The sequence below is a fragment of the Paenibacillus xylanilyticus genome, assembly GCF_013359935.1.
GTDB lineage: Bacteria > Bacillota > Bacilli > Paenibacillales > Paenibacillaceae > Paenibacillus > Paenibacillus xylanilyticus.
Genome location: NZ_JABMCB010000201.1, coordinates 437,984 through 450,135 on the forward strand (window position 1 = coordinate 437,984; position 12,152 = coordinate 450,135).

Annotated in this window: 9 protein-coding genes; 4 read left to right on the forward strand and 5 right to left on the reverse strand. The window is 48.8% G+C overall.

The annotated features are described in order from the left end of the window. Positions 1 to 160 precede the first annotated feature (160 nt). Positions 161 to 1,861: a methyl-accepting chemotaxis protein gene (locus HP552_RS26255; protein ID WP_175398300.1), complete on the reverse strand. Its 1,701-nt coding sequence runs from the start codon at positions 1,859 to 1,861 to the stop codon at positions 161 to 163. A gap of 333 nt (positions 1,862 to 2,194) precedes the next feature. Here HP552_RS26255 and HP552_RS26260 point away from each other — a divergent pair, with 333 nt between their 5' ends. Both HP552_RS26260 and HP552_RS26265 read left to right on the forward strand, forming a co-directional pair. Further along, a complete protein-coding gene (locus HP552_RS26260) occupies positions 2,195 to 3,592 on the forward strand; it encodes an L-cystine transporter (RefSeq protein WP_175398301.1) in 1,398 nt (465 codons plus the stop codon). A gap of 227 nt (positions 3,593 to 3,819) precedes the next feature. Next, positions 3,820 to 4,503: a queuosine precursor transporter gene (locus HP552_RS26265; protein ID WP_175398439.1), complete on the forward strand. Its 684-nt coding sequence runs from the start codon at positions 3,820 to 3,822 to the stop codon at positions 4,501 to 4,503. Positions 4,504 to 4,628: 125 nt separating this feature from the next. Here the strand turns inward: HP552_RS26265 and HP552_RS26270 are convergent, their stop codons facing one another. After that, a complete protein-coding gene (locus tag HP552_RS26270; protein WP_175398302.1) occupies positions 4,629 to 5,717 on the reverse strand; it encodes a M24 family metallopeptidase in 1,089 nt (362 codons plus the stop codon). 339 nt (positions 5,718 to 6,056) lie between these two features. Between HP552_RS26270 and HP552_RS26275 the strand changes: the two genes are divergently transcribed. Beyond that, positions 6,057 to 7,262 carry a PQQ-dependent sugar dehydrogenase gene (locus HP552_RS26275; RefSeq protein ID WP_175398303.1) on the forward strand — a complete coding sequence of 402 codons (1,206 nt, stop codon included), beginning with the start codon at positions 6,057 to 6,059 and terminating at the stop codon, positions 7,260 to 7,262. A 163-nt stretch (positions 7,263 to 7,425) separates the two neighbouring features. On the opposite strand, the gene HP552_RS26280 is transcribed toward HP552_RS26275, so the two are convergent. Together HP552_RS26280 and HP552_RS26285 are read right to left on the reverse strand one after the other, a co-directional pair. Beyond that, the gene (locus tag HP552_RS26280) at positions 7,426 to 8,172 is read right to left on the reverse strand and encodes an MBL fold metallo-hydrolase (RefSeq protein ID WP_246311055.1); all 747 of its coding nucleotides are present in this window, start codon (positions 8,170 to 8,172) and stop codon (positions 7,426 to 7,428) included. Positions 8,173 to 8,211: 39 nt separating this feature from the next. After that, entirely contained in the window at positions 8,212 to 8,709 is a 498-nt protein-coding gene (locus tag HP552_RS26285; RefSeq protein WP_175398304.1) for a hypothetical protein, read from the reverse strand. Positions 8,710 to 8,845: 136 nt separating this feature from the next. Here HP552_RS26285 and HP552_RS26290 point away from each other — a divergent pair, with 136 nt between their 5' ends. Next, positions 8,846 to 9,709, forward strand: a complete 864-nt coding sequence (locus tag HP552_RS26290) for an SDR family oxidoreductase (protein WP_175398305.1) — start codon at positions 8,846 to 8,848, stop codon at positions 9,707 to 9,709. An 87-nt stretch (positions 9,710 to 9,796) separates the two neighbouring features. Here HP552_RS26290 and thrS read toward each other — a convergent pair whose 3' ends face one another. Then, the gene (gene thrS / locus HP552_RS26295) at positions 9,797 to 11,728 is read right to left on the reverse strand and encodes a threonine--tRNA ligase (protein WP_175398306.1); all 1,932 of its coding nucleotides are present in this window, start codon (positions 11,726 to 11,728) and stop codon (positions 9,797 to 9,799) included. Positions 11,729 to 12,152: the final 424 nt, after the last annotated feature.

Sequence of the window (12,152 nt, forward strand, 5' to 3'; positions counted from 1 at the left end):
ACTATGACCGCAATTTTAATAAGTAACAGAATACCCCCATGTATAACCACAGTACCGGAAACCGGTATGCTGTTATGCATGGGGGTATTTGAATGCCTTTGGTTTAATTGTGGTTCACATGTGGGAATGATGGTTTAATGTTATACCTGGCTGGCTTATTTTAATTGATTTTGAACTTCTTCATGGCAGACTGGAGCTCCATGGCTTGTTCATGCAGATGGCGGACGGTATCCGAGTGGGAATCCATCTCACTCAGCTGATGCTCGGCAGTCGAAGCGATCTGCTGCATGCTTTCCCGCGATCTGGAGGTAATCTGTGCCGTTTCTTCAACGGATGCACTGACTTCCTCTGCACCTGCAGAGACTTCCTCTGTCGAAGCCGATACGGTCTGGATGGTCAGATTGACGTTTTGGATTAATTCGTTAAGCTGCTGGAAAGCTGTTCCTGCCTGCTGAACCACATGGGTACCTGACCCAATTTCCTCTGTTACCCGGTTCATGGCACTCACCGAACGTTCAGCATCCTCACGAATGGTTCCGAGATAATCGGCAATTTCCTCCGTAGCTGTCTTGGATTGCTCCGCCAGTTTGCGTACTTCACCTGCTACAACAGCAAACCCGCGGCCATGCTCCCCAGCACGTGCTGCTTCAATGGAAGCATTAAGTGACAGCATGTTGATCTGTTTTGTGATCTCAAAAATGGATGTAACAATGGTTCCTATCGCGATCGAACGTTCGTTCATCGTTTCAACATAACGCAGCGACTCGCTTGCGGTCTGACCAACGCGTTCCATCTGTTGAACAGCATCCTGCGCCAGACGGTTACCGTTGACGGCTTCATTCGCTGCTTCACCGATCTGTTCCGATACTTCGGCAGAGGAAGAAGCGATATGCATAATGCCCTGTGTAATTTCTTCCATAGCGCGTGCATTCTCGGCAGCGCTCGACGCGATGGTTATACTGCCTTTCTCGGCGTCTTCCGCAGAGCGGCTGGAGTTTTTGACCATACCGGACATCGACTCAACCCGTTTTAACAGATCATCGGAGCCTTCAACCACTTCATTGGAGGTGGACAATGCGCGGCTGATCATTTCTTTCAAATTGAGGGTCATGCTCTGGAAACTTGCTGCGAGTTGTGCGATCTCGTCCTTACCCTTAATCTGAAGTTCGGCAGTCAGATCGCCTTGGGAAATCTTTTTACTATGTTGTACAAGCTGGATGATTGGTTTGGTTACTCTTTTGATCATGCTGGTGGAGATGAGCCAGCCAAGCACAAAGACCAATGCTGTGATACCCAGGCATAACCAGAAGATCTGGACATTTTTATCCTGAATAAACTGGGCATCCATACTTACGGCCATGATCATGTTACTGCCAGCGATCGGAATAAAGGCTGCTTTATGTACGCCGAAGGAATCGGAATAGACTTCACTGATGACCATTTCTTTTGTCTCGACAGCCGTATTCATCGCGGACTGGACACTGATTTCATCTCCGGCCAACATTTCTGAGGCAGCATTCGCAATGACAACGGTGGCTTTACCTTCCTCGATGGATACAACGTAAGACGCATCGAGATTATGTTCTTTTGCTTTTTCAGCCAAATAGGATTCGACAGTCAGTGCGGCACCTTCAGCACCTGCCCCGCCACTTTGCACCTGCAAGATCTTGGAGGCTGAAATGTTTTTGTATATATCCTGAATAGACGTGTTTAGGACTTTGTCGAACTGCGGGAGCACGTAACTCTGCATGATATTCATGGACACAGCATAGAAACTGATACTAAACAACAGGGAGGCCACCAGCAGAACGAGGAACAGCGTGCCTCTGATTTTGCCGGCCACCGTACGATTACGAAACATAGGATCATCCTTTCACGTCATGTTCATTAACATTTGTCGCTTTTCCGTCCCTTAAGACTATGTACCAACGAAGAAAGGCCTAATTTTCACGTTGAGAAATCTTGGGAATAAGCGGATATACCTATATTACAAAATTAACCGGGGGTTGAATACAATAATTTTCATTAAACGGTGAATTTTTTTCAGAAATCCATGAATTTATTACATGCTTATTACATAATATCAATTAATACCTACCAGAATAGTTTGTTATATGATATATTGTTCAATATCGCTTCAAGCGAGTAGAAAAACCGATCTATCGGTATGCACATTTTGAGGAGGATTTACGAAATGGATACTTTTCTAGTCATTCTGAACGTAGTGATTATGCTCGTTCTTCTTGGCGTCCTGTATTGGATGCAAAAGAAACATATTTCCTTTACGAAGCGAGTATTCGCGGGTCTGGGAATCGGGGTTGTGTACGGCGTCATTCTTCAACTGATTTACTCTTCTAATTCCGACATTGTTACCAAGTCTGTTGATTGGTTTAATCTTGTCGGTTCGGGATATGTTCGATTGTTACAGATGGTCGTAATTCCACTGATCATGGTTTCCATTATTTCGGCTATCATGAATTTGAAAGGCAAGCAAAACCTCGGCAAAATGAGCTTTTCCATCATTGCGATTTTGCTCATTACGACTGCCATTGCCGCAAGTGTAAGTATCGTAACAAGTCTGAGCTTCAACCTGACTTCGATTGAGATCGAAGGTGGAGACAGAGAGCTCGCACAGGTACAGAAGGTCGAGGAACGTCTCGTTGATGTACAGGATCAGACGATTCCTCAGCAGGTGCTGGAATTTATTCCTTCGAATCCATTTGCAGACATGACCGGGGAACGCCGTTCGTCCACACTTGCTGTCGTTATATTCTCGGCGTTTATCGGTGTAGCAGTCCTTGGACTGGATCGCAAAAAGCCACAGCAGGCTGAAACATTCCGAAGCATGGTGAATGCGGTATATGCTGTAGTCATGCGGATTGTAACGTTGGTGCTCAGGCTGACGCCATATGGTATTCTGGCGCTCATTACGAAAGTAACGGCGACAACGAATCCGGAAGAGATCCTGAAGCTGATCAAGTTCGTCATTGCTTCCTACGTTGCGTTGATTGTGATGTTTATCATCCACCTGATTATTATCGCACTGTTTGGTTTCAATCCGCTGACGTATGTGAAAAAGGTTTTGCCAACGCTGGTATTTGCCTTCACTTCCCGTTCAAGTGCGGCTACAATCCCGCTTAACGTGGAGACACAGACGAAGAAACTTGGCGTATCGGATGGTATTGCGAACCTGTCGGCAAGCTTTGGGGCTACTATTGGTCAAAACGGCTGCGCCGGGATCTATCCGGCCATGCTGGCGGTCATGATTGCTCCTACGGTCGGCATCGATCCGATGAGCTGGGATTTCATCATTACCCTGATCCTGGTTGTCATGATCAGTTCCTTCGGTGTAGCTGGTGTAGGTGGCGGGGCAACCTTCGCTTCCCTGATCGTGTTGTCCACGATGAATCTGCCGGTTGCACTGGTAGGCCTGCTGATCTCGGTTGAGCCGCTGATCGACATGGGTCGTACGGCGCTGAACGTGAACGATTCAATGACGGCTGGTCTCGTATCCAGTAAAATTCTGAAAGAGAATGATCAGGATACATTCAATGATCAAAGCCGTGATCTGGATTCTGCGGTTCAAGCGTAACCCGGAATCAAATAAGCATATGGCTTATGAGCAGCAACAAGCCAGAATTAGCCGCCCTACGGGTTAACCCGTAGGGCGGCTTTTTGTATAAGACCAACAGATTGACGTTATTTAGTGCTGTTCAAAGGAAGGGAAATGTGATAGAGTATTCATGTTTTGGCCCGGTGCCAGACCGCGGTTCGTAACCATCCCGCGTAATCAAAACTAGGAAGGCAGTGTATGTGTTTATGTTTAATTTGGGTTGGGGAGCGCTTTTCGTTCTCGTAACGTATGGTTTTTTCCTATTGTGTTACCGCCTGTTCGGTAAAAAGGGTCTGTATGCCTGGATCGGTGTGGCTACGGTGATAGCCAACATTCAGGTGACCAAAACGATAGATATTATGGGGATCGTACTGACGCTCGGCAACACGATGTATGTCAGCATGTATCTGACCAGTGATCTTCTCAATGAGAAGTACGGATCGGGTGAAGCGCGGAAGGCCGTATGGTTCGGATTTTTCACGCTGATCATGACGACGGTATTGATGCAGATGGTCATATTCTTTGAACCGGCACCAACGGACTTTGCTCAGGATTCCATGAAAACGTTGTTCGGTCTGCTGCCACGTCTGGCACTCGGAAGTCTGACAGCTTATTTCATTAGCCAATTCCTGGATGTGCGACTGTTCAGCATGCTGCGGAAGATGGCACCTGGACGCAATCAGTTATGGATCCGCACGAACGGCAGCTCGATCGTCAGTTCCTTTGTGGATACATTGGTGTTCTGCACGATTGCATTTGCTTTCATCTATCCATGGGATGTCTGGCTCGAAATCTTCCTGACAACGTACATTATCAAATTCGTGTTGACCGCGGTGGGTACGCCGTTTCTGTATGCAGCGCGCAATTTTAAAATCAAGGATGAAGCCTAGTCAGGTTTAGTCTGCATTCGTAATCATAAGCAGTTGACTGCAATAAAAAAGCTTGATAACGAAAATGACCCGCACAGCCACATGTTATGGCTAAGCGGGTCATTTTTAATTTCATACATGTAAGATTAATCCGTCAAAATTTGCAGCTCTTTTGGATAGGAAGTCAGCACCTCGACGCCGTTTTCTGTTACGAGAACATCGTCTTCAATTCGAACTCCGCCTGCACCCGTATAGATCCCTGGTTCAATTGTGAACACGGTGCCTTCCTGCAGAGTATCCATGTTCTGTCCGTGCAGAGAAGGGTACTCATGCACATCAATGCCCATCCCATGCCCCACGCGGTGCAGGAAACGCTCGCCGTATCCGGCGTCTTCCGTCACTTGACGTGCTGCACGGTCAATATCGGCACAAGCCACGCCTGGCTTCACCGCACGGATGGCAGCTTCGTTTGCGGCAAGCACCGTGTTATAAATGGTCTTCAATTCAGGTGAAATGTCACCAAACGCAAATGTACGCGTAATATCAGATGCATACCCTGCAGCGTATACGCCCATATCGAACATCAACAAGTCGCCATGCTGCAGTTTGCGTTCACCCGGTGTACCATGCGGCAGACCTGTCTTGGGTCCGGTAAGCACCATGGTATCGAAGGAAGGGCCATCTGCACCCAGTTTCTTCATCTGATATTCCATTTCAGCTACCAGTTCAATCTCGGTAACACCTGTGCGTACATGAGACAGTCCCTGGCGAAGGGTCTCTTCAATGAGATGAATGGCATGGCGGATGCGGGCGACTTCGTCCGGTGTCTTCTTCACGCGCAGAGTGCGGAGCAGAGGACCGACATCTTCAAAGTTGACAGCACCTAGAGCAGCAGTCAGCTGCTCGTAACGCGCAACGGTGACGTATTCTTTTTCAAGGCCCATCCGGCCCAGACGTCCCTGATAACGTTCGAACAATGCATAGGGATTGTCGGTATCGGAATGAGTCGCGATATTGGTTACCGAGGAGGCCGCCGCAGCAGCTTCAGCATCCAGGGCAGGAACAATCAGCAAAGGTTCTTCGCCACGGGCGAGAACAAGACCGAGAAAACGTTCATGCGGGTTGCTTGCAAAACCGGTTAAATAGTAGATATGTTTCGGATCTGTAATCAGCATGGCGTCCAATCCTTGTGCAGACAGATCAGCTTCCAGACGGGATAAAGGGCTTTGATTCATGAGTGTATACGTCCACCTTTCAGTTCGTTCTATCCTTCTATTATAGAAGAATATTGAAAAATGCCAAAGGGGAAGGGCATGAGACCTGTATCGAATGCCGCCAATTTTCGGTTTAGGCGAGCGGAGGGAGGGGTAAATACAGGGCGAAACGACGTTGAGATAGTTAGCCGATCCCGATATAAGATACAGATACCGATGCAAATGCAAATACCGAACTGATACTGAGATCAGTTATCCTTGAACATACCGCAGCAGCATTTGGCAGATTCGAATTTGTTTATTGAATGTATGCCCAAACAATGCTCCATTACACTCCATCCAATAGAAGGAGATGAAAAGATGAATAACCGACTAAGTGTTCCGCTATACGCTTCGCTGTTAAGTATGTCTCTGCTGGCGGCCTGTACATCAGGCGATCCATCCACAGAATCTCAGCAGGTGTCACAAGGGCAAGGGATGGGTCAGGGACAGGCAGCGAGTGGAGGCAAAAACAATTCGAATACCGATGAGGGAGGTACGCAGGAAAATGCGGTCATCCCGTATCAGGCCTCGGTTTTGGTGACTGGACTGAATGCACCGTGGGAACTGGTGAGTGTGCCGGATGGACGGATGTTTGTTACGGAGCGTCCCGGAACCATTCGTGTTATTAAGGATGGAGAATTGCAAACTGAACCGCTCATTGCGTTTGAGGCTCCGTTCAATGAAGAGGGCGAAGGGGGATTGCTGGGCTTGGCTGCTGATCCGGACTTTGAGAATAACGGTTATCTCTACGCCTACCATTCCTATCTTGAAGGAGACGGGATTGCGAATCGGATATTGCGTTTGAAGGTGAATGAGAATGAAGCTGTGATCGACAAGGAGCTGCTGGGCAACATTCCAGGCGGGACGAATCATAACGGAGGCCGGATCAAAATTGGCCCGGACAACATGCTCTATATTACGACAGGTGAACGTTATGAACCGGAACTGGCACAGGACCAGGGCAGCTTGGGTGGCAAAATATTGCGGATTGGTCTCGATGGATCGATCCCTGAAGACAACCCGTGGCCGAACTCCCCCGTATACAGCATGGGACATCGGAATGCGCAGGGTCTCGCATGGAATCCGGATAACAAGTACCTTTATGCCACCGAGCATGGCCAGCGTAACTATGATGAGATTAACCGGATCGAAGCAGGTGAGAACTATGGCTGGCCTGAAGTTGAAGGGGACGAGGATGACAATACTACCTATCTGGCCCCAATTGCTCATAGTGGTGACGATACATGGGCACCATCGGGTTTAGCTTTTATAGAGGAAGGACCGTGGGCGGGTTCACTGCTTGCGGCTAACCTGAGAGGCGAGCAATTGCTGCATATTGTTCTGTCCGAGGATGGTACACAAGTGGAGAAGGTAGAATCTGTTTTTGAAGAGGAGTGGGGACGCATTCGTAACGTTACTGGCGGAGAAGACGGGAAGTTATATATCCTGACGAACAATCGGGACGGACGCGGAACGCCGCGGGATGGGGATGACCAACTCATTGTGCTTACGCCAGAGAGCTGAGCTGTGTGTGGGGATTTTTAATATTGAAGCTGTACCCATGCGTTTAATAGAACGCAGCCCGTTCGTTAAAATAGATAAAAGGGGCGTCCCGCCATGTCTATGGCTTTGGGACTGCCCCTTGATTTCTTTTATTATGAAAGCAGCATCAAATCATTGCCGTCAATTAATCCGCGCTCTCCGCAAGTTTGGCGATATGTTCAGCTGGTTCCTTCGTGTATTCTCCGCCATGGTAACAGAGCACTTTGTTCAGTTTCAGGCCGATCAGCCTTTTCAAACTTCTCAGCGCTTCGGGCATGTCCGGTGTTGCAGGTGGCGCAGGTCCAACCAGCTCATCGTCCACGACACGAAGTGCGTCAGCGGCAAGCAGGAATTGTGATTCACGGAAGTACAGGCAGATATGTCCTGGCGTGTGTCCCGGTGTATGGATGACCTGAATTCCGCCTTGAAGAGGCAGCATGTCCCCATCTTCCAGAATTCTGCTGATTTCAATCTCAGGCAGCTGGGAAAGGAGCTGATTGGCTTGCGCAAGCACTGGTGCGGGCAGCAGGGCTCTGCGTTCAGCTGTGAACTTTATCAAAGGCTTTTCACCTTTAATATAGGGAACTTCATCCGCATGTGCCCAGACCTCGAGTCCAGGTATCGCATCCAGAAGGGCGCCCAGATTACCGATATGGTCAATGTCCTGATGTGTCAAAATGATGCGTTTGACATCAGCCAGCTGTACGCCTTCCTGCTCCAGTGCGGACTCCAGACCGGCAAATTGGCCAATCATGCCTGTGTCCACGAGGGTGATGCCGTCTTCATCGCGAAGCATGACAGGGTAGATGGGGTTGTCTCCCGAAGGTGTGGGAATGCTGAGATGCAGCACCGTTAGGTCAGTCGTCTGATGATTCATAGGTTTCCGGATCAAGTCCGGTCCACCTCCTTTTAAATGATTTGGTAGGCCATTTTATTCAGGACGAAGATATTTTAAGTGTTTTCTGTACCTCTTGATTGTATCCAGCATGGCTTCAAAAGTTTGTTCTTCCTTCATGTCTTCCTTGACGATGGAGGCAAACGTAAAGTTTTCATGAATGAGCCTGTTCCTCGCCTGGAAGACCTGACTGAGAGCATGAGCCATGTTTTCCTTTCCGGATTTAAGAGTGATTTGTTGTTTGGTTAATTCAGCCTGGATCATCTCCATATTGGAGCGTGCACGGTAAGCAGGAATTTTCATCAGCTCGGTCGAATTAAAGCTTTTTTGATAGACGTTTTGATACAGCTGATTTAACATTTGTTCCATAATGGAGCATAACTCAATGACGAGTGAGGCGTATCTGCGATTTTTTCGTTGATCCGATTGTGATGAATCGAGTTTCTGTCCAATATCATGATACTCTTGTTCCAGTACTGCGATTTCAAGCTTTGCTTCTTTTTTGATCTTTTTAAAATCTTCTTTGGTCAGCATGCCTGTCCTCCCATCTAAACCGAGATATGATTACTCCATTATCTCATATTGTTACACGGAGTGCCTCTTTTCCATGGGGGCAGGATTGTGACTGTTATTCCATATTCGAACCCCAGGTTCAGAAGGGAAGGATCTGATGTCCATGAAAACAGCGATTGTAACAGGAGCAAATTCCGGCATGGGGCTCGCAACCACCATTCAACTTGCAAGGCAAGGGTACAGGGTCATTATGGCCTGTCGCAGCGAGAAGCGTGGACAGCAGGCCCTGCAGGATGCTTTGCGCGATTCCGGTTCTAACGCGATTGAACTGATACTGTGTGATTTGGGTTCAATCAAGAGCATCCGCCAATTTGCCCAAGCCTTCCGGGAACGATACAACACGCTAGATGTCCTGGTGAATAATGCTGGTGTGGTGATGCTGAAAAGACAGGTGACCTCGGATGGATTTGAACAGAGCATTGGCATTAACCATCTGGGTCATTTCCTGCTCACATTGCTCTTAATAGAGCCTTTGAAAGCTGCGGAGCAGGGACGAATCGTGAACGTGTCATCCGGTGCGTACAAAGCAGGCAAGATCCACTTTGACGACCCGCATCTGCACAAAGGCTATAATCCGATCAAAAGCTATGCGCAGTCCAAGCTCGCCAACGTGCTGTTCACCCGTGCTCTTGCCCGTAGAGTGGCGAGCAGCCGAGTCACGGTGAACTGCCTGCATCCAGGTGCGGTGGGCACAAGCATTGGTGTGGATCGCCATACCGGCTTTGGCACGCGTATCATGGCTTTTGTTGGCAAGCTTCCATTTTTCCTGTCTCCCGAGGACGGGGCACAAACGGCAATCTATCTGGCGACAAGTCCAGAGGTAGAGAAGTTGACAGGACGCTACTTTTATCAAAAGAAAGAGCAGAAGCTAAAAGCACATGCGATGGACGATGCTGTGGCTGAACGTTTCTGGACATGGAGCGAGCAGCAGGTTGGACTGAAGCCTGATGAGAAATTGTAATGGGCCATAGCTGAAGTGCAGCACTGTGCTTCACTTCGGCAAATGACCCAAAATGGCGATTCACGTCAAGTCCAATGACGGATACCGTCAGGCTTTTGCTTTCACGGTCTGCTGTATCTGCCGGATAAATGCCTCAATGCTCTGGATGCCTTGATCTCCCTGACCGTATGTGCGGACAGAGGCGGATAAGGCATTTTTCTCATTTTCACCAAGTACGAGCGAGTAAGGCACTTTCTCCATCTGTGCGTCACGGATTTTGTACCCGAGCTTCTCGCTGCGCAGATCTGTTTCGACCCGGATTCCGGCTGCTCGTAGCTGACTCTGCACCTGCAGAGCATAGTCCACATAGTGATCGGAAACAGGCAGCAGCTTCACCTGCACCGGGGCAAGCCAGAGCGGAAATGCTCCTGCATAGTGTTCAGTCAGAATGCCAATGAAGCGATCGATTGAGCCATAGATGGCGCGATGAATCACGACAGGACGGTGTTTCAGGCTGTCCTCGCCAACATAAGTGAGATCGAATTTCTCCGGCATTTGAAAATCAAGCTGAATTGTTCCGCACTGCCAGCTGCGTTTTAGCGCATCAAGAATATGGAAGTCAATTTTCGGTCCGTAAAAGGCACCGTCTCCTTCATTAATGCGGTATTTCACACCGCGCCGATCCAGCACATTTTGCAGTGCACGTTCTGCCTGATCCCACAGTTCCTCCGATCCCATGGAATCTTCGGGACGAGTGGACAGCTCAATTGTGTATTCGAATCCAAAGATATCGTACATGCGCCCAATCAGGGATATTGCCTGGTTGATCTCATCCTCAATCTGTTCTGGCATGACATAGAGGTGAGCATCGTCCTGACAAAATGTCCGCACCCGCATCATGCCATTCAGTGCGCCCGAGAATTCATGGCGATGGACTTGACCGAATTCCATCATGCGGATGGGAAGCTCGCGATAGGAATGAAGTGTATTTTTGAAAATGAGCATATGACCTGGGCAGTTCATTGGCTTCAGTGCAAATGTAGCGTCGTCTACCTCTGAGAAATACATATTGTCCTTATAGTGCTCCCAATGACCGGATTGCTCCCACAGGCGATTGTTCATCATTAGAGGAGTGCGAACCTCCTGGTAACCTTCCTGCAGCTGCAGCTCGCGTGAGAATTGCTCCAGCTCTGTACGAATAGTCATGCCTTTGGGAAGATAGAAGGGCATGCCCGGTGCTTCCTCCGAAAACATGAACAGATCCAGTTCTTTGCCCAGTTTGCGGTGATCCCGTTTCTTCGCTTCCTCCAGCAGATGTAGATGTTCGTCCAGCTGGGGTTTGCTTGGGAAGGCAGTACCATAGATTCGCTGCAGCATTTTATTATCCGAATTGCCCCGCCAGTAGGCCCCTGCAACATTTAGCAGCTTGAAGGCTTTAATCCGTCCAGTGGATGGAAGATGGGGACCCCTGCACAGATCGAAAAACTCCCCTTGATCATAGATCGACAGTTCCGCATCCTGCGGCAAATCACGAATCAGCTCAAGTTTATAGGGGTCCTGAATCTCTTCGAACAGGCGAAGGGCTTCCTCACGGCTAACCACCCGGCGGCTAATCTTCACATTTTCCTGCACAATCTTGTTCATTTCCCGCTCGATGGCAGCCAGGTCACTAATGGACAAGGCATGCTCCAGATCCACATCGTAATAAAAGCCGTCTTCGATAACGGGGCCGATCCCCAGTTTAACTTGCTCCGCACCATAAATGCGTTTCAATGCCTGTGCAAGGACATGCGCTGTACTGTGGCGATAACGCTTCAAGCCTTCCTCGCTGTCCAGTGTAACGATGACAAGTTCACAGTTCCGTTCCAGTGCCATATCGAGATCCACGTTTACGCCGTCCACAATGCCTCCGATAGCCTGCTTGCCCAAGCTAGTGCTGATGGACGAGGCGACTTCTCCGACAGTAATGCCTGACTCGTAAGAACGAACTGCTTCGCCTTGAAGGCGAATTTCAATGGGGTTACCTTGTTGATTACTCATGCGAACCACTCTCCAATGTTTAAGTTTGAAGCGCAAAAAACACCCGTCCCGGAAAAGGGACGAGTGCGCTCAGCTCGTGGTTCCACCCTAATTTGGTTATGAATACCTCCTGTCGGCCAGCCGCCGAAAACAGAAAACATCATAACCCTCATTGGGATCCGTTATCGTGGATCAGACGGTGAGCTCTACTGACAACCAAGTTGGACGTCCATGGGAAGTCTGACCGGCTGGGGTTCGAGGCCACGGCTGCAGAGGGGTAATTCCGGTCCGTTCGCTGAAGAAGGTTTCACCAATCCCTTCTCTCTCTGGGCAGCACGCAAACGAAATCATGTCTCTGGTCATCGCCATATATACAAAGTTAATGTCATTCAAATTGGATTGAAAATGAACTCAAGGTCCATATCAATATATTGGAACAGGTGTT

Bases quoted from the DNA above. Each gene is read 5' to 3' on its own strand.
- HP552_RS26255 (WP_175398300.1), bottom strand. From the start codon at position 1,861: ATGTTTCGTAATCGTACGGTGGCCGGCAAAATCAGAGGCACGCTGTTC.
- HP552_RS26290 (WP_175398305.1), top strand. From the start codon at position 8,846: ATGTCCATGAAAACAGCGATTGTAACAGGAGCAAATTCCGGCATGGGG.
- HP552_RS26275 (WP_175398303.1), top strand. From the start codon at position 6,057: ATGAATAACCGACTAAGTGTTCCGCTATACGCTTCGCTGTTAAGTATG.
- HP552_RS26285 (WP_175398304.1), bottom strand. From the start codon at position 8,709: ATGCTGACCAAAGAAGATTTTAAAAAGATCAAAAAAGAAGCAAAGCTT.
- HP552_RS26270 (WP_175398302.1), bottom strand. From the start codon at position 5,717: ATGAATCAAAGCCCTTTATCCCGTCTGGAAGCTGATCTGTCTGCACAA.
- thrS (WP_175398306.1), bottom strand. From the start codon at position 11,728: ATGAGTAATCAACAAGGTAACCCCATTGAAATTCGCCTTCAAGGCGAA.
- HP552_RS26265 (WP_175398439.1), top strand. From the start codon at position 3,820: ATGTTTAATTTGGGTTGGGGAGCGCTTTTCGTTCTCGTAACGTATGGT.
- HP552_RS26260 (WP_175398301.1), top strand. From the start codon at position 2,195: ATGGATACTTTTCTAGTCATTCTGAACGTAGTGATTATGCTCGTTCTT.